The sequence below is a fragment of the Christensenella hongkongensis genome, from assembly GCF_000981035.1.
Taxonomy (GTDB): domain Bacteria; phylum Bacillota; class Clostridia; order Christensenellales; family Christensenellaceae; genus Christensenella; species Christensenella hongkongensis.
Genome location: NZ_LAYJ01000103.1, coordinates 1 through 18,381 on the forward strand (window position 1 = coordinate 1; position 18,381 = coordinate 18,381).

The 18,381-nt window shown below is 48.9% G+C and carries 16 protein-coding genes and 1 pseudogene; 1 reads left to right on the top strand and 16 read right to left on the bottom strand.

The window, feature by feature from the left end:
* The 15 genes from CHK_RS08940 to CHK_RS09010 form a co-directional block, all read right to left on the bottom strand.
* Nucleotides 1-1,264, bottom strand: a 1,264-nt coding sequence (locus CHK_RS08940; RefSeq protein ID WP_046443716.1) for a dihydrolipoamide acetyltransferase family protein, incomplete at its 3' end; no start/stop codon positions are given.
* Nucleotides 1,265-1,278: 14 nt separating this feature from the next.
* On the bottom strand, nucleotides 1,279-2,259 hold the full coding sequence (locus CHK_RS08945; RefSeq protein ID WP_046442309.1) for an alpha-ketoacid dehydrogenase subunit beta: 981 nt from the start codon (nucleotides 2,257-2,259) through the stop codon (nucleotides 1,279-1,281).
* A gap of 17 nt (nucleotides 2,260-2,276) precedes the next feature.
* Complete coding sequence (locus tag CHK_RS08950) at nucleotides 2,277-3,251, bottom strand: thiamine pyrophosphate-dependent dehydrogenase E1 component subunit alpha (RefSeq protein WP_046443717.1); 975 nt, start codon at nucleotides 3,249-3,251, stop codon at nucleotides 2,277-2,279.
* Entirely contained in the window at nucleotides 3,215-4,297 is a 1,083-nt protein-coding gene (locus tag CHK_RS08955) for a Gfo/Idh/MocA family oxidoreductase (protein WP_052740479.1), read from the bottom strand. The genes CHK_RS08950 and CHK_RS08955 overlap by 37 nt, the downstream gene beginning before the upstream one ends.
* Nucleotides 4,294-5,343, bottom strand: a complete 1,050-nt coding sequence (gene iolG / locus CHK_RS08960) for an inositol 2-dehydrogenase (RefSeq protein ID WP_046443718.1) — start codon at nucleotides 5,341-5,343, stop codon at nucleotides 4,294-4,296. Before iolG ends, CHK_RS08955 begins: the two co-directional genes overlap by 4 nt.
* Before the next feature lie 33 nt (nucleotides 5,344-5,376).
* Entirely contained in the window at nucleotides 5,377-6,354 is a 978-nt protein-coding gene (locus tag CHK_RS08965) for an ABC transporter permease (RefSeq protein WP_046443719.1), read from the bottom strand.
* A complete protein-coding gene (locus tag CHK_RS08970; RefSeq protein ID WP_046443720.1) occupies nucleotides 6,351-7,904 on the bottom strand; it encodes a sugar ABC transporter ATP-binding protein in 1,554 nt (517 codons plus the stop codon). Before CHK_RS08970 ends, CHK_RS08965 begins: the two co-directional genes overlap by 4 nt.
* A 153-nt stretch (nucleotides 7,905-8,057) precedes the next feature.
* The gene (locus CHK_RS08975; RefSeq protein WP_046443721.1) at nucleotides 8,058-9,089 is read right to left on the bottom strand and encodes a substrate-binding domain-containing protein; all 1,032 of its coding nucleotides are present in this window, start codon (nucleotides 9,087-9,089) and stop codon (nucleotides 8,058-8,060) included.
* 313 nt (nucleotides 9,090-9,402) lie between these two features.
* A complete protein-coding gene (locus CHK_RS08980; RefSeq protein WP_046443722.1) occupies nucleotides 9,403-10,659 on the bottom strand; it encodes a M24 family metallopeptidase in 1,257 nt (418 codons plus the stop codon).
* Nucleotides 10,660-10,713: 54 nt separating this feature from the next.
* Nucleotides 10,714-11,496, bottom strand: coding sequence for an SDR family NAD(P)-dependent oxidoreductase (locus tag CHK_RS08985; protein WP_046443723.1), 783 nt, complete (start codon nucleotides 11,494-11,496; stop codon nucleotides 10,714-10,716).
* A 126-nt stretch (nucleotides 11,497-11,622) separates the two neighbouring features.
* On the bottom strand, nucleotides 11,623-12,522 hold the full coding sequence (locus CHK_RS15725) for a helix-turn-helix domain-containing protein (protein WP_052740480.1): 900 nt from the start codon (nucleotides 12,520-12,522) through the stop codon (nucleotides 11,623-11,625).
* Between the two features lie 32 nt (nucleotides 12,523-12,554).
* On the bottom strand, nucleotides 12,555-13,490 hold the full coding sequence (locus CHK_RS08995; protein WP_046443724.1) for a D-2-hydroxyacid dehydrogenase: 936 nt from the start codon (nucleotides 13,488-13,490) through the stop codon (nucleotides 12,555-12,557).
* Nucleotides 13,491-13,502: 12 nt separating this feature from the next.
* Nucleotides 13,503-14,921: an aldehyde dehydrogenase family protein gene (locus CHK_RS09000; protein WP_046443725.1), complete on the bottom strand. Its 1,419-nt coding sequence runs from the start codon at nucleotides 14,919-14,921 to the stop codon at nucleotides 13,503-13,505.
* Between the two features lie 33 nt (nucleotides 14,922-14,954).
* Nucleotides 14,955-15,818 (bottom strand): HpcH/HpaI aldolase/citrate lyase family protein, encoded by an 864-nt coding sequence (locus CHK_RS09005; protein WP_046443726.1) that lies wholly within the window; start codon nucleotides 15,816-15,818, stop codon nucleotides 14,955-14,957.
* 11 nt (nucleotides 15,819-15,829) lie between these two features.
* Complete coding sequence (locus CHK_RS09010) at nucleotides 15,830-16,486, bottom strand: GntR family transcriptional regulator (RefSeq protein ID WP_046443727.1); 657 nt, start codon at nucleotides 16,484-16,486, stop codon at nucleotides 15,830-15,832.
* Nucleotides 16,487-16,803: 317 nt separating this feature from the next.
* Between CHK_RS09010 and CHK_RS09015 the strand changes: the two genes are divergently transcribed.
* Nucleotides 16,804-17,934 carry a glycerate kinase family protein gene (locus CHK_RS09015; RefSeq protein WP_046443728.1) on the top strand — a complete coding sequence of 377 codons (1,131 nt, stop codon included), beginning with the start codon at nucleotides 16,804-16,806 and terminating at the stop codon, nucleotides 17,932-17,934.
* Nucleotides 17,935-18,041: 107 nt separating this feature from the next.
* Here CHK_RS09015 and CHK_RS09020 read toward each other — a convergent pair.
* A pseudogene (locus tag CHK_RS09020) lies at nucleotides 18,042-18,362 on the bottom strand (carboxymuconolactone decarboxylase family protein); the annotation flags it as partial.
* Nucleotides 18,363-18,381: the final 19 nt, after the last annotated feature.

The following is an 18,381-nucleotide window of genomic DNA, read 5'->3' on the forward strand; positions in this document are numbered from 1 at the left end:
CCACGATCCTGTGGTCGTACGTCAGCGTCATCGACATGATCGGCCTGATCACAATTTCATCACCGATTACCACCGGCGTTTTGGTGATCGCTCCCAGTGCCAGTATGCCCGATTCCGGCGTATTGATAATCGCCGTGAATTCGTCCAGTCCGAACATCCCAAGGTTTGACACCGTAAACGTGCCTCCGCTCATTTCCTCAAGCGCAAGTTTGTTTTCCTTCGCCTTGCCCGCAAGCTCCTTTGTCATGAAGCTCAGCTCTTCCAGCTTCATCAGGTCTGCGTCCTTGATATTCGGCACGATCAGCCCGTTATCAACCGCTACCGCTACCCCAAGGTTCACATAATCGCGCATCACAATCCCTTCGTCCGTGATCATCGCGTTCATCATTGGGAAGTCAAGCAGCGCCTGGCTGACCGCCTTTAATACGATATCGTTGTACGATACCTTCTTATCCACTTTTTTGTATGCTTCACGCAGCGCTGCCGCGTTCGTCATATCCGCGCGCACCGTATGTGTCAGCTGCGCGTGCACCCGCAGGCTTTCCTGCATCCGGTCCGCAATCACCTTGCGCATCCCCTTCATTGGGATAACGCGCTCCCCGCGCTGCGTCCCGCCACCGGCTGCCGCGCTTCTTGCCGCTACCGCAGCCAGGATATCCTCCCTTGTGATCTTGCCGTGAGAGCCGCTGCCGCTTACCTCCGCAAGTTCTACGCCTTCAAGCTGCGCCACCTTCTTTGCAAGCGGCGTTGCTTTGACTGCCCCAGCTCCTTCATACGAAAGCACATCCCGCTCGATCACCAGGTTTTCCGGCCCGCTTGCAGGCACCTCCAGGATATCAACGCCCTTTTCTTCCGCGCGCATCCGCGCCCTGGGCGTACTGAACCTGCGCGATCCATCCGCAGCCACCGCTGCCGGAGCTGCCTTTGCAGCTACTACAGGCGCAGCCGCAGGTGCCGCGGCAGGCGCTGCTGCTGCCTCTGCCGCCGTATCGCCCGCTTCCGCCAGCAATGCCGTGATATCCTCGCCCGGCTCCCCGATCACTGCGATCATCTCCGTGATCGGCACCACTTCGCCTTCCCCTTTTACGATCTTAAGAAGCGTCCCGCTTGCCGGCGCGTCCATCGTGATCGTCAGTTTATCTGTTTCCATTTCAAACAGCGGTTCCCCTTCCACGCATTTTCCGCCTTCCGGCACCAGCCACTGCGTGATCGTTCCTTCTGTCATCTGAAGCCCCTGCTTGGGCATGATTACTTTTTCCGCCATTTCCTATCACTCCCCTATTTGTACATCGTCGCTCGCGCCGCTGCTACGATTTCCCCTACCTGGGGCACCACAGCATTCTCCAGCCCGATGTTAAACGGCAGCGGGCACTGCTTTGCGCCAAGACGTACAGGTGCATGATCCAGATACGGGAACACCCGTTCCGTTACCTCTGACGCGATCTCCGCTCCCCACCCTGCCTGGCGGTGCGCTTCATGCACCGTTACAAGCCGGCCTGTTTTCTTCACACTTTCGATGATCGTGTCATAGTCGAACGGCACCATTGTCCTCGGATCAATGACCTCCGCGGAAATTCCTTCCTTTTCCAGCTCCGCCGCTGCTTCAAGCGCCTTTGACACATAAAGCAGGTTTGCTACGATCGTCACGTCCTTTCCTTCTTTCCTGACCTTTGCCTTGCCGAACGGTATCATGAAGTCCGGATCGTCCGGAACGTCTTCCTTTGTGCTGTACAGCGCCTTGTGCTCAAAGAACATTACAGGGTTATCGTCACGGATCGCCGTCCTCAGAAGCCCCGCTACGTCCGTCCCGGTGGACGGGCACGCTACCTTGAGCCCCGGGAAGTGCATGAATATCGTTTCCAGCGACTGGCTGTGCGTTGCCGCGTTGCCACGCCCGATTCCCTGCTGGCCGCGGATCACCAGCGGTATCCTTGCTTTCCCGCCGAAGATATATCTTGTCTTTGCAACCTGGTTGATGATCTGGTCCATTGCCACAAGCGTGAAGTCCATATACATCAGCTCCACCACCGGGCGCATTCCCGCGCACGCTGCGCCTAACCCCGCTCCGATCATTTCCGCCTCTGAGATCGGCGTATTGAAGCACCTGTCTGCCCCCAGCTCGTCCGCAAGCCCGCGCGTACATCCAAATACTCCGCCCAGCACCTGGACGTCCTCTCCCATTACAAATACTTTATCGTCACGTTTCATCTCTGACAGCAATGTGTCCCTCACTGCCATTGCATACGTTTTATTGCTCATCTTCTTTTTCCTCCAATCTACGCTTCGTAGTATACGTCGTCCATGACGTGCGCCGGATCAGGCTCTGGGCTGTTTAATGCAAACTCCGCCGCCGCATCCATTTCCGCATACGCTGCTGCCTTGATTTTTTCAAGCTGTTTTGCCGTCGCCATTTTCTCTTTTACCATATATTTCTCGAACCGCGCAATCGGATCTTTCTTCTTCCATTCATCCACTTCCTTGCGGCTGCGGTATGGTTCCGGATCTCCCGTCCAGTGCCCTCTCCAGCGGTACGTCTTCGCCTCGATCAGCGTCGGCCCCTCTCCTTTGAGCGCTCTTTCCTTTGCCGCACGGAACGCTTCGTCCACTGCCAGCACGTCATTGCCGTCCACTACCACTCCCGGAATTCCATAGCCTGCCGCCCGATCCGCTATGTTTTCCACGCTCGTCGACTGCTTCACCGGCACCGATATCCCAAAACCATTGTTCTCACACACAAATATCACCGGCAGTTTCATCACTGCCGCCATATTCAGCGCCTCGTGGAACGTTCCTTCGTTCGACGCCCCGTCTCCGAAAAACGCTACTGAAACATGCTTTTTCTTCTGCAGCTTCTGCGCCAGCGCCGCTCCCGACGCGATTGGAATCCCTCCGCCTACGATTGCGTTTGCTCCCAGGTTTCCCTTCGTCAGGTCTGCTATGTGCATCGAGCCCCCGCGCCCTTTGCAGTAGCCCGTCGCCTTGCCCATCAGCTCTGCCAGCGCAAGGTCAAGCTTCGCTCCCTTTGCTATGCAGTGCCCGTGCCCCCTGTGCGTACTTGCTATGTAATCCTCGTCGTCCAGGCTCGAGCATACTGTTGCCGCAATCGCTTCTTCTCCTGTGCACAGATGCACCGAGCCCCTAAGCTTGTTTTCCTCAAACAGCTTGTATGCCTTCTCCTCAAACGCACGTATCTCATTCATCGTCTGGTAGATCTTTAATGCCCGCTCTTTTTCCATTTCCTTAAACCCCATTTTCCTAATCTTGACCTTAGTTTCGCAAACTNTTTGTTTTCCGCTTTCACAACCTGGCCGCTCAAAAACGACCGTGTTGCCAAAAGCGCAATCTTTGTCGCCTCTATCGCATCGTCTATCGTCAGCTCCGGCATGCGTTTTTGTTCAATACAATCAAAAAAAACTTTTTTCTCAAGAAGGAACGCTTCCCGAAAGCGCTCGACAAAGGTGGGCTCGCACTCCACGAGGCAGCCCCTCCCTTCCAATAATTCCACCCGATTGGCGCGTGGAATATTCGCAATCCTCAAAATTCCTTTTGTTCCCCATATTTCGGTTTCCGTATGATATCCGTGCGGCGTAATTCTTCCTGTATGCAAATAACAGGTTTCGCCGTTTTTAAACTTCATCAGGGCATAAGCGCTGTCCGCATCATAATACTGTTTTGCCTCTGGATAAAGGTAACAATCACCGACTGCATACACCGATTCCAGGCCGCAACCAAAAATCCAGCGCGCGAGATCTATATCGTGCACGCAGCAATCAAAATACGGCCCTCCGCTCGTAGGCGAATACCGCAGCCAGCTTCCAGCAAATTCTTCTTTGTCACAGCTAGAGCATTTCATCAGGTATGGCCTGCCGATAATGCCTTCCTTAATTTTTTCCTTTGCATCCAGATAGGACGGATCAAACCGCCTCTGGAACCCTACCATAAAGATAAGGTTCCTGCAGCGTGAAAGAGTCGTTTTTACCCGGCTGCACTCCTCAATCGTAATTCCAAGAGGCTTCTCAACAAATACGTGTTTTCCATGTTCCAACGCCTTGACTGCCTGCTCGCAGTGCATATCGGAGCTCGAAACAATGCAGACCGCTTCCATTTCAGGATCATTAAGAAACTCGTCATAATCTGTGTATATTTTGACTCCGTCAAATATATGATCAGTTTTTTTATCAGGATCTTTCCTGCAAATTGCGTATAACTCTGAATTCGGAATCGAAAATGCAATGTCTTCAGCATGGATCGTTCCCAGCCTGCCGAATCCCACGACGCCTGTCTTAATACGTCTCAAAGCAGTTTCTCCTTTCCCTGCCGCCCTGTACCTTCTGTATTTAAAATTTCTTCCAGAAGCACCGGTCTGTTTTGCTTTGCCGATTTATTGGCGGCCATTGCAGCTGCAAGTGAATATAATCCGTCCTGCGCAGAAGTCGGCGTATCGAAATTATGGACGACCGCCTCCACAAATTGCCGCATCTCTTCCTCATACGCGCGCTTGTATCGTTCCAAAAAGAAATAATAGGGTTTTTCCATATGGAATCCGTCACAGTCGCTGACCATTACGTTTGTTTCCCTCTCATTTTCAGCGGCTGCAGCGCCCTTTGTTCCAAAAACCTCGATCCGCTGGTCATACCCGTACGCACAGTCCCTGCTATTATCGATCACGCCAATCACGCCGTTTTCAAATTTCAGCGTCGTAATCGCAGGCTCATAATCATCCAGTTCTTCCCCGTCAGCACTTCGCATAGACACCACGTTCGCATAAACCTCCATGATTTTTCCACCCGCCAGAAAGGCAGCCATGTCAAAATCATGGACCGTCGTGTCAATGAAAAGCCCGCCGCATTTTCGGGCATACTCCCCGCTTGGCATTTCCGGATCACGCGAGGTGATCCGGATCATTTTCAGCCTGCCAAGCTCGCCGCTGAGCGCCATGCTTTTGATCTTTTGGAAATTTGGATCGAATCGCCTGTTAAAGGCTACCATCATCTTTACACCTGATTTTTCCACCGCTTCCATTGTCTCAACAATCCGGCCGATCGATACATCCACAGGCTTTTCGCAAAAAATATGTTTTCCGGCCTTTGCCGCCTCAATCGAAATCTCCGAATGGGTATCGCCATTGGAACAGACAAGCACTGCATCAATGCCCGGATTGTCCAAAACCTTACGATAGTCTGAAAAATACTGCTCCGCCCCATACGTTTGCGCCGCTTCGGCAGCTGCTTCCTCCGATACATCGCATACAGCTGCCAGCCTTGCATCCGGTATCCGGCTCACAACCGTTTCCGCGTGCATTTTCCCTATCCTGCCGCATCCGATCAAACCAATATTCAGCATTTCTATCTTCCTCCGGTCATCTATTCCAATCTTTCAGGCTTTCTTTGCCGCCAGCTTATTTTTGCTCACGTCGATAATGACAGCCGCAATGATCAAAACACCTTTCAGGATATTTTTGTAGTACGCGGAAACGCCCAGCATCGTAAGCCCCGCCTCGATGCAACCTACGATCAGTGCGCCAATGATACATCCGGGGATCGATCCCACGCCTCCGGAAAGGCTGGTTCCTCCGACGACTGCCGCGATAATCGCGTCAAATTCGTAATTGAGCCCTACGGAAGGGTTGCCCGCCGCGGTACGGGAGGTAATCAACACTGCCGAAATACCTGTCAGAAATGCTGAAATCGTATATACTGCAAGCTTTACTCTCTTTGCATTTACGCCGCAAAGCCGCGAGGCTTCTTCGTTTCCGCCAATCGCAAATACCTTCCTGCCAAATACGGTTTTACTGAGTACCAAAAACATAATGATTCCCAAAACCACATAGATCACAACGGGAATCGGTATCACGCCGCCAATGGTTCCCTGTCCGATCTCCTTGAACGCATTATCAAAACCAGTCACCGTAAATCCTCCTGTTACAAGGTTTGCTGCGCCACGCAGGATCAGTTGCATTCCAAGCGTCATGATAAACGGCGGTATCCCCGTTGCCGATATCACAAAACCGTTGATCAGTCCGCAGGCCGTTGCTACTGCAATGCCAAGTACTACCGCTGTCGCTGTACTGCCTTTTTCTGCAAAAACGGCAATCACCATACAGGAAAATGCAAGCATAGATCCTGCGGAAAGATCGATTCCTCCGGTAATCATTACCATAACCATCCCATAAGCAATGATACCTGTGGTTGCTACCTGCCGGATGATGTTCATAAAATTATTCACCGACAGAAAATTGGGCGCTAAAATACTGAGCAGTATAATGATCCCGATCAGGATCAGCAACGTCCCCATCTTTGAGGTAACGCCGCTCATTTTTTCTTTTAAAGTCCTTCCGGCTGCGATATTATTCATTTTCCCATAGCCTCCTTTTTGTCCTCGATAATCTCGTCTGTTATTTTTTGGGCTGCATAGTGCATAATTGTTTCCTGTGTGAAATCCGAATCCTTAACGAGCTCTGCGGAAAGACGCCCGTTTGAAAGCACCAGTACCCGGGTGCTTACACCAAGTATTTCCGGCATTTCAGATGAGATCATAATGATCGCTTTTCCGCTTTTTGCAAGATCGCATATAATTTTGTGGATCTCATATTTTGCCCCTACGTCGATTCCCCTTGTCGGTTCGTCAATAATCAGGATGTCCGGATTCCTGTGTAACCACCTTCCAAGTAGAACCTTTTGCTGGTTTCCCCCGGAAAGCGATGCCACAGGCGTGTCGTTACTAGGCGTTTTCACATTCATATTCCTGACCTGTTCAGTGCTTGCCCTGCCGATTTTGTCTCTTGACAAAAACAAGCCGTTCTTAAATTCGCTCAGGCTGGGGATCGACATATTATCCGCGACAGACATATTCAGGAACAGCCCTGTCCTTTTTCTATCCTCAGTTAGCATTGCCATTCCATTCTCTATCGACTGTGCCGGATCGTTTGGCCTCATTTTTTTGCCTTTCACATAGACTTCGCCCGAATCTGGCTTTGTGATCCCAAAAATTGCAGAAACAAGCTCGGAGCGTCCCGCCCCCATCATTCCTGCGATCCCGAGGATCTCGCCCGCCCGTACGTCAAACGAGATGTCTTTAAATTCTCTTTGCCTGGACAGGTGCTTCACAGAAAGGAGTACTTCTCCCAACTGCGCCTCATATTCCGGATACATCTGCGTCATTTCCCTTCCTACCATATAGGAAATAAGCTTATCCTCCGTTGTATGCGCCACCGATACCCTTGATTCAATGAGCTCGCCGTCGCGCAGCACGGTCGCCACATCCGCAATGCGGAATATTTCATCCATTTTATGCGTAATATAGATAATCGATTTTCCGTCGTCTTTTAATTTCTTAATGATATTGAATAAAAGCTCAGTCTCTTTATCCGTAATAGCGGATGTCGGCTCGTCCATAATAATAAGATCCGCCTTCAGTGAAACCGCCCTTGCGATTTCAACCATTTGGATGTACGATGTCGTGCAAGACCTGATCTTCTTTTTGGGATCAACATCCATTCCGATATACCGGAACAATTCGATCGTTTCCTGGTTCAATTTTTTTTCGTCTACAAAAATTCCTTTTTTCGGTTCTCTGTTCAGGAATATGTTTTCGGCGATCGTCATATCAGGAAACGATGCCAGCTCCTGGTGAATCATTGCAATGCCGCTCTCCAATGATTTTTCGATCGTAGCCTCGTTACGTGTACGTTTCTCACCCTTAAAAACCACTTCCCCCTTATCCTGCGGATAAATGTTCATCAGTATCTTCATCAGGGTTGACTTTCCCGCTCCGTTTTCCCCCAGCAGGGAATGCACCTCGCCCTTTTTGACTTTAAGCGATACGTCGTTGAGCGCCAAAACTCCTGGAAGCTGCTTTGTGATATGATTCATTTCCAATAAATATTCTTCATTGTTGTCATTCATATTGCCACCTGTTTCTTGAGATATCTTTCGGCTGTGCCTTCTGAAAAATAATTTCTCTGTATTGCAGGGCGTCCCGCCTTTTTGGGGCAGGACGCCTGCCACAATTTTTACAGAAGACAGATAGTAATTGTTATCCGGTCACCTTTCAGCTGGTTATTCCAGAGGTTCCCCAAAAATGATCTCCCAGAATTTACTAAGGTTCTCCTCTGTAACAATCTCTGGCTCTACCTGAAGCCATTCTGGATCCCCTTCGCCGGTATATTTTCCATTGATGCAGTCAAGGCAGGCCTCAACAGCCATTTTGCCTTGTTCTGTAGGCTGGAATACTGTTGCAGTAAGCGTCCCGTTCTTAATCTCTTCTAGTCCTGCCTCATTTCCGTCAATCCCAAAAACTTTGATTTCATCTGTTTTTCCGGCTGCCTGAATCGCAAGCGCCGCCCCTACAGCCATTTCGTCGTTATTCGCTACGACCGCATCAATATGTGTGCCCGACTGTAACCAGTTTTCGCACGCTGTCATTCCCTTGTCCCTTTGCCATTCACCGGTTTCCTCAAACACGATATTGATGTCTGGGTGCTCGTCAAATACTTCATGGTTTGCGCTTGTCCTTTGTTGCTGATCTTCCGTACCAAGCGTCCCCACCAGGAGCGCTACGTCAAGCTTGTCTCCCAGGGTGTCTACTACATACTGAGCCTGCATTTTACCAACCTTTGCAGAGTCGACGGAAACCTTTACCCAGGCTGACTTCAATTCCCTTGCGACGGACACGATCGGTATGTTATATTTATCCGTAATCGCACGGTACTCCTGTCCATCCCCGCTTGTGTCTACCGGAACGACAATGACTGCATCCGCGCCATTAGAGCATACCGTTTCAAGCTGCGTGAGCTGGTTGCCCGTATCGTTAAGGCCGTCATACATGGTCAGGTTGATACCATTCGCGTCACAATACTCTTTTGCACTGTTGAACACATAGTTTTCATAAGTATCGTTTGCCGAGTTGATCAGATAAGCGATTTCAATTCCATCGCCTGCTGGCTTGGCTTCCCCTGAAGCCTCAGATGAGCTTTCCCCCGCCGTTGATGCCCCTGTTGATGCCTCTGTCGCCGGTTCACTTGCCGCAGAGCATGCTACAAGGGCAAACACCATCAATAACGCCATAACACATACCAGTACTTTTTTCACTTTCTTTTCCTCCTAATTTGTTTTTTATTTCATTTAATGTAAGCCTACATTAAAAGCATAGATTCATATTTCGATCTATTTTTACGATATTTTACCTTTTTTCATTTTTTCCGCACATTTTAGCCAATACAAACACAAGGCAAGGTAAAACGTATAAAAATGATGATTGTTTTTATGTGGTCAGAGTAGAAATATAACTTGAATTCTTTAAATTCCTTTGGGCTCGCCGAGGAGCGGTGGGACGCCGCTCCTCACCTATAAGCATATGGAGTAACTGTTGATATTGGTTTAGGGTTTGACTCCCGTCGATCTGTTAGAACACCTCGCATCCCGGCGTTCCGCACGAAATCAGGTGATCAGACGGATAACAGGTCAATATCTCACAGGAATCCTTGGTTACGTGGATAAGCTCCTCTATCCTTGCCGAACCGGAGTTGTCTTCTGCCTTGCACCAAGTTTCCAGCGCAAACACCATGTCTTCCTTGATCTCCTGCGGATGGTCGATAGAGAACCGCCTTGAAATAATGGGTTTTTCCCACTGGGCTATCCCCACGCCATGCCCGTACTGCTGGAGGAACGCTTCGTCCTCGTTGCGGTAGCCAAATTCCTCCGCTTTTGGGAACGCTTTTGCAATATCCGCAGTCGTCACACCCGGCTTTACCACGTTCATTGCGTCCCGCAGCCACTTTGATGCTTGTTCGTAAGCGTCGATTTGTGCTTGTGTAGGTTTGCCACAAACATAGGTGCGATAATAGCAGGTACGGTATCCAAGGAATGCAACGGTGGGATCGCAGTAAACCATATCCCCTGTTTGTACAATCCGGTCTGTTGCACAATGTGAATGTGGGATACCGCGGGGCCCTGTCACCGTCTGGATAAGCAGTATCGTTTCCATTCCCATGTCAAGTACTTCCTTGGAAGCTATCGATACGATCTCGTTTTCCTTAATACCCGGGCGGATCGCACGGACAACCTTGTCATGTGCCGATTCCGCGATCGCACAGCATTGCATAATGAGCTCGACTTCTTCCTTGGTCTTGATCGCACGTGCATCAACGATCGCCTGCTGTCCGTCAACGACCTCAATTCCTTCATCTTCGAGCGCCCTGATCATCGTGATCTCTGCAAAGTCCACGCCAAGTGGCTTTTTCTCTACGCCCATTTCGATCAATCTTTCCTTGATTTGCTTTGCAAACACTTTGTGAAGGCCTGTAAACGGCTCCAGAGCACCACGTAAAAGCGTGATCGGCGGGGCGATCCTGTCCTCGAGCCACGGACAGGTAATGCGCTTTGCCGGAGTTGCCAGGTCGTACAGGAAGGGCTTTCCTTCCACCGGAAGCAGGCAGTATTCATTTAAATATTCACGCATCCCGTAAGGTAAATACGCCGAAGAAATATACCTGCAGTTATCACCGTCAAAACACAGAAGTGCCCCCAGTCCTTTTTCCTTAAGCTGTGCCTGCGCCTTTTTGACGCGGTCGGAGCGAAGCTTTGCAAAATCCACGCCCAGTTCGTAATCCTTTGCCATCGTCCCATAACGGGAACGCCTGTATGGTCTGTCGTATTTCATAATAGAATCTCCTCTTTTTTCGTTATCTTCTGTTTGTTTTAAGCCATATCGGCCTTATTTTTCTACTTTTTTATCGTACGCTTTTCCCGCAGAATATCCGCCGTCAATGTTCAAATACTGGCCGGTCACGTACCCGGCGTCGGGACCGACGAAAAAATTCACAGCTCCTGCAATATCAGCCGGTGTGGAAAGCGTACCCATTGGGATCGCATCCAGTGAATCATCCAGGTTCTTGCCAACCAACGGATTACCCTGATCGAGAAACAACCTTGTTGGAATTGTCATTGGGTTCACCGTATTTACCGTAATCCCATCATGGCAGGTTTCCATTGCAAGGCACCTCGTAAGGCTGACAACACCGCCTTTGGATGCGCCATAAACTGCATGTCTTGTCCATCCGAGCACACCTGCTTCAGAAGCGATGTTAACGATCCTGCCAAATTCATTTTTTCTCATCTCAGGGATTGCAGCTCTGCACATCATCCATACTGCACGCAGGTTGATATCCATGATGAAGTCCCAGTTTTCCAGCGGTTCCTCTTCAATCGGAAGCCTTGATGATACACCTGCACAGTTTACGAGAATATCAATTCTACCATATTTTTCAACCGCAAAATCAATTACTCCTTTACAGTTTTCCCACTTGGTGATGTCTCCCTGAAATCCAATGGCATTACCACCCGCTTCCTTGATTGCAGCAACCGTTTCGTCCGCTTCACGTAGGTCACAGCAAATAACATTTGCTCCTTCCATACCCAGCCTCAGCGCGATTCCCTGGCCGATACTCTCCGGTCTTGCAGCACCGGTTACAACTGCCACCTTGCCTTCTAATGTCATAATTATGTCCCTCCTTTGGTAAAATTAATGATTATGGTGTTAGAATTTAACATCATTTGTTGCTTTTCTATCTGTTTTGTAACGATTGATTATACTAATACCCTGCTCCGCTTTTCGCGCGCAGCCCTATCTGCTTTGCAGGAGGTCTATCTCTGCGATTTGCTTTCTGTATTCCGAGGGCGACGTCCCATACAGTTTTTTAAAGTGCATACTGAAATGCTGTAATGTTGGGTAACCGCACTGAAACGCTACTTCTGATATGCTGAGCGTTGTGTTTTCCAAAAGATTTTTGCCCCGTTCTGCCCGTATTCCCATCACAGTATCCATAACCGACTTTCCCGTGCACTGTTTGAAAAGGTGCATCAGGTGGTTAGGGCTGAGGTGAATGTGCCGGGCAATATCCTTGGGTGTAATTGGATTCAAAATGTTTTCATAGATGTAGGTCATCGCCCCGTAAATGTGCTCGTTGCTTTTATTTGTAATTCCTTCGTACTGTTTTTTGATATTTTTATATAATTTGATGAATAGCCCTACTGCTTCAAATTTTACAGTTTCTTCCCAATCGGCTTCTTTTTCGTTGATTTCCCTGATGATGCGGGTGATATTATCGGCTATCGTGCTGTCGTCGAGAACTTTGATAAATCCTTTGCCACCATAGCACTTATCCTTTAAAAGGTTAAACTCTTCTTCAATAAAAGGCCCGCAGCCAAGTCCGGGAATAATTGCGTCTTTGTTGATCTGGATACAGACACATAACGCGTTGGCATCTTTTTCCAGATATATCCTGTGTGGAATGCCCTGCTCGAGAATCAGGCATTCCGGCTTTTTTACCATTACTGCATTGCTTTCCTTTTGTGCCCACGCATGGAATCTTCCATCTATGCAGCAAATGATTTCAATAGCATTATGGGAATGCGGTTTTTCCATCTTCCATCCTGCCTGAATGTCCCGGAAATAGTAATTATATATCAGCCTTCCGATTGCAACATCCTTAATACTTTGATACAATCTGTCAAACCGTTTCATCCCACATTCCCCCTTCTGCTATTTGCTCCACGTCATACGCAATTAACGGGCGCGCCCTTCAAAAATGCTTCAAGGTTTGATACTGCAATATCCATCAGCCGTTGCCGGCTCTCCCTTGGAGCCCATGAAATATGCGGTGTAATAAAGCAGTTTTTCGCTTTAAGCAACGGGTTATCCCCACGGATCGGTTCAGTAGATACAACGTCCAGTCCCGCTGCCGATACCTTTCCACTTTCAAGCGCCTGTGCAAGGTCGTGTTCGTTGATCAACTGTCCCCGTGAATTATTAATGATGATAACTCCCTCTTTCATTTTATCGATTGTCTCGGCACGTATGATCTGCTCCGTGTCAGGAAAAAGCGGGCAGTGCAGCACGATTACGTCAGATTCGCGAAGAAGTGTGTCAAGGTCGCAACTCTCCTCTTCATGCACATATGTGTCATAAGCAATCACCCGCATCCCCAGTGCTTTTGCAATCCGGCCTGTCGCTTTACCAATCCTGCCATATCCAATGATGCCCATGGTCTTTTGGTCCAACTCGATCAGGTCGTAATTCCAATAGCACCAGTCTTTGCAATTTTCCCATTCCCCTCGGTGTACACTTTCACTGTGCGCGCCCACATGGTGGCATATCTCAAGCAACAACGCGATCGCCATCTGCGCGACTGCCGCTGTGCCATAGGTGGGAATGTTGCTGATCACAATTCCCCTTTCCTTTGCCGCCGCTACATCCACCACATTGTAGCCTGTTGCAAGCACGCCGATAAATTTAAGATTTGGACACTTTTCCAGCGTTTCGCGCGTAACCGGCGTCTTGTTTGTATAGACAGCCTGTGCGTCGCCAATTCTCTGCGCAACTTTATCTACGGGTGTCCTTTCATACACCTTCAGCCTGCCCAGCGCTTCCAGGCCTTCCCATGAAAGATCGCCCGGATTTTCTGTGTATCCATCCAAAACTACAATTTTCATTCCACGCCTCTCTTATCCAAGAACCCTCTTATCTTCTATGACATTTCCAAAAAGCTCTTCGTCTGTAGGAACCTTGAAATTCGGTATCTCCCGAATCACCCATGTTGTATTGATGTAATGTTTCCACGTAATATTTTCACTGGCAATGTTTCCGCCCCACGTGCCGCATCCAAGGGATATTGTAAATGGCATTCCGTTGTTCCAGTTCCCTGCATTCGCTTTTCCCTGCGCTACCCGAACGCCCACGCGCGTGGTATGGGTTTTAAGCGCATATTCCAAAATCCTGTCGTCGTCGAAGCTGTGGATGCCACAGGAGTGCCCTGCTCCAGAATACGCCTGAATTCCATTTACCAGCTCAATCGCATCTTCAAACGTATCATACTGGTAAAGCGTCACCACCACAGAGAGTTTTTCACCAGAGAACGGAAATTCCTTGCCATAGCCCGTTTCTTCCACGAGGATGCACGTCGTTCCCTCCGGAACCGTAAATCCGGATTTTTCAGCAATATTACTTGCCGTCGTGCATATGATATCCCCATTGAGGTGTCCGTCCACCCAAAGTGTATGCTGGAGCTTTTCCTTTTCCTCCGGGCTGCACAGGTAAGCGCCCTGCTTCTTAAGTTCGTCCAGTATCTTCTGGTAAACACCTTTTTGGATCACGAGGGAATTTTCTGTCGAGCAGCCGATCGCGAGGTCGTTTAATTGACTTTCCACTGTTTTTTGTGCCGCATCGGCAAGGTCTGCCGTTTCATCCACAACCGTTACGACGTTTCCTGCGCCCACGCCATAGGCCGGCGTTCCTGATGAATACGCGCTCTTTACCATTCCTGCGCCGCCTGTCGCCACAATCAGGTCGCACTGCTTCATCAGTTCTTTTGATAAAGCCATCGTTGGCTGTTCGATACACTGGATCAGGTCTTCCGGATATCCGAACCGCTTAACAAGCGCGCGCAGTTCTCCTACCACCATATTTGTCGTTTTTTTAGCCCGGGGATGCGGCGAACAAATAATTGCGTTGCGGCCCATCAGCGCATTCATCGTTTTGATAAATACCACCCCCGCAGGAACCGTCACAGGCACCATCGCTCCAACTACGCCCACAGGCTTTGCAATCTTTACGAGACACTTTTCCGGCAGTTCTTCGATGATCCCTACAGTTTTTGCTTCGTTAAGATCGCGCATCAAGCCGCGTGCACGGGCTTGGGTACGGGCGATTTTACTTTTCACATCCCCCATCTTTGTCTCTTCAAAATTAAATTCCGCCCAACGCTGCGCATTGTTAATTGCATACCAGCCAATGGCTGCCGCAAGCTCTCTCACCTGCTCCTGTGTGCAGAACTCTATTTGCTTCTGCGCTGCACGCGCTTTGTCCATCAGGCTTGAGATAAGCTCTTCTTCTGTTCTTTCTTCCTTCACAGTTTCCTTAACCATTTTTTTCTTCTCCTCTATTTATGATTACGATATTCAAAATCCTTTGACTTCATTGAGCCCTGCGCTTGCTAAAACATCCGCAGCCCTTTTGGCAACAGGCGCGTCCACCATTTTTCCGTTGATACTGATTACGCCCAGTCCCTGTTGCACAGCCTTTTCAAATGCTTCCACAATTTCCTTTGCCTCAGCGATATCGCGCTCGGAAAAAGTAAATGCCTGATTGATTTTTTCAATCTGAGACGGATGGATCGCCGTTTTTGCCGTCATACCGATTGAGCGGATATACGCAAGGTCCTGTTCGAAGCCTTCCACATCCCGATAGTCCACATATGGGGTATCGATCGCATCCACACCAAACGACCTTGCGATAAACGTAAGCTCGCTTCGTGCGTAGGAAAGCTCCTTTCCCTGCGCCGTGCGCCTGATACCCATTTCTTTTGTCAGGTCTTCCGCTCCAAACTGGACACCCGTTATTTTATCTGAGCTATTTAAGATTTCACGCAACGTTACAAGCCCGTGCATAGTCTCGATCAGCGGTATCAATCCAATCTCTCTGTCTTCTCTAAAAATAGTAACAAATGTATCCGCTATCGTGACTTCACGTGCTGAAGCCTTGGGCAGGATTACCGTATCCGGCTTGCACGGGAGGATCGCTTTCAGGTCTTCCATGCCAACAGAGTCCGACACCTGGTTTACCCGCACAACCAACTCCTTGCCTGTTTCCCTCGGTGCTTTTAACAGCTCACATACTGTCTGGCGCGCAAATTCCTTTTGGTCCGGCGCCACCGCGTCCTCCAGGTCAAAGATGACGCTGTCGCTATTGAACATTAATGCCTTCAAACATTTTTTGGGATCGCTCCCCGGTACATATAACATCGACCTTCTTTTTGCCTGCATGACTTTTCTCCTTATTGTAAATGACTTCTGTCAAATTTCTCTTTAATCCGTTCGAGGCTGTTTTTGATGTGGCTGTCCATCGCTTTCCAGGCACCCTCACAATCTCCGTCCTTAATCCTTTGTACAATCAACTCATGCTCCGCACAGGATTGCTTTGCCGATTCTATATCATATAGTAGTACTCTTCTGGGCATGGCGGCCTTTTGCCACAAACTGACAATTTCCGTTTCCATCCACCGGTTCCCGCACCCATTGGCAATCGTCGTGTGAAAGCGGGTATCGTTTTTTGAAAAGCTTACGCTATCGTATTCTTGTATAAATGGATTCCCGCTGCTCAAACACGCAAGGTTCTTAATTATATCAGACTGTCGGTTGTTCGCCACGCGGGCAGCTGCCGTCGACTCCAAAACGGACCTTAAATCCCACAACTCTTCCACATCTTCAATCGAATAACTCGATACCGTTACGCCACATCTGGGCTTGTATGAAAGGAATCCTTCCACCTGTAACACCCTGAAGGCTTCCCGGAGCGGCGTACGGCTGATTTCCATTTCATTACAAAATTCTTCTTCAACGATCTTTTCCCCCGGAAGCAATTCTCCTTTTATGATGCGCATCCTCAACTGTTCTGCGACTCTGTCTGCAACTGATGTTCTTGTAATTTTCATATAGCACTCTTTAATCTGCGAAATTGTTCGGTCTAATTTTGTTTGATGCTGGAACTTATAATTTAATGGGTGTATTGCATTTTACATTTTGTGTATTGCATTTTGTATGCAATCGCTTATCGTAATTTAAAACTAGCACATGGTTTTGGGGGTGTCAATACTCTTGCAGCCCTTTTAACCAAAGCCCGCAGCGTGATGAATTTTATTTATATCAAAATGTTGAAAAGGGCTATTTTTCTACAAAAACCAAACGGATGACTTGCATTATTTTTGTGAGGATGTAATATTGAGACATAAAAATTTGGAGGTTATAAATCGTGAAACGTATTGTACTCGTTCCTGATTCTTATAAGGGTTCTCTTTCCAGCAGCGAGGTCTGCCATATTATGAAACATACGATTTTAGAAGCACTGCCTGAATGCGACGTTGTGTGTATTCCAGTGGCGGACGGTGGCGAAGGAAGCGTTGATTGTTTCCTGGAAGCACTGGGCGGTCATAAATCTTATTTAACTGTAACAGGCCCGTTCGGCGAACCTATGCGTTCTTTTTATGGGGAGTGCGGAAATTTCGCAATGATCGAAATGGCAGCATGCGCGGGCCTTCCTCTCGTAAAGGGGAAGGAAAATCCTTTGCAGGCAACTACCTTCGGCGTGGGAGAGCTGATTCTTGACGCAATTTCAAAAGGGTTTCCCCAAATCATTATCGGACTGGGTGGAAGCGCTACCAACGACGCAGGCTGTGGTATGGCCGCCGCTCTCGGCGTCAAATTTTATGATCAGGACAATGTGGAATTTGTGCCAAGCGGCGGGACCCTGCATAAAATAAGCCGCATTGACACAACCCATATCGATCCGGCTGTACGGAATACGAAGATCATCGCCATGTGCGATATTTCAAATCCGCTTTATGGTGAAGAAGGCGCCGCGTGGATTTTCGGGCCCCAAAAAGGCGCTGACCATAATATGATTCGGTTTCTCGACCAGGGTCTGCGCCATTTTTCAAAAATGGTAAAAAAAGACCTTGGTGCAGATATCGCCTTTCTTCCCGGAAGTGGGGCTGCTGGCGGGCTTGGTGCAGGGCTGGTGGCCTTTTTGGATGCGACCATGCAAATGGGGATTGATACCGTGCTGGAACTCACCGGTTTTTCCGAAATCGCCCGGTCTGCCGATCTGGTAATCACCGGTGAAGGCCGCCTCGACTCTCAAACACAACGCGGCAAGGTAGCGTGTGGTGTGGGAAAAGCGGCAAGGCGCGTTGGTGTTCCTGCAATCGCCATTGTCGGTTCTATCGAGCCGGGTTTTTTTGACTTTGACTCCCTTGGATTATCTGCCGTGTGGGATACCGTCGTTGCGCCGATGCAGTTAGCAGATGCCCTTGCGTTTACCAAAGACAACATTTCGATGATGACGCGCAACGCAATCCGTTTCTGCCAAAGTTTTTCCAAATAAAAAAGGCCTGGCCCTTTGCGCTTGAAGAACCAGGCTTTTTTATCGATTCACAAACTATTTTTTGTATTACTTTTCAACTCGTTTTATGCGCCGTCACTCCTCATTTATTCCGCCCAAACGTCCTTCGCCATCCGGAAGGCTGCCCACGCTTTTTGCCATCCCGCATAAAAGGCAAGATGTGTCAGCGCCTCCGCAATTTCTTCTTTTTTGATGCCGTTTGCCTTTGCGGTTTGCAGATGATATTTTAGCGAGCCGTCCAAACTACCACCGGCTATTAATGCGGTCACGGTAATCAAACTCCTGTCACGCGGGGAGAGTTCTTTTTCTCTCGCCCATACTTCGCCAAACAATACGTCGTCGTTTAACTGTGCAAACTTAGGGGCAAATCCGCCTAAGTCGTCTCTGCCTGCCGTCACTTTCTTCATCATCATACCTCCTGATATCCCA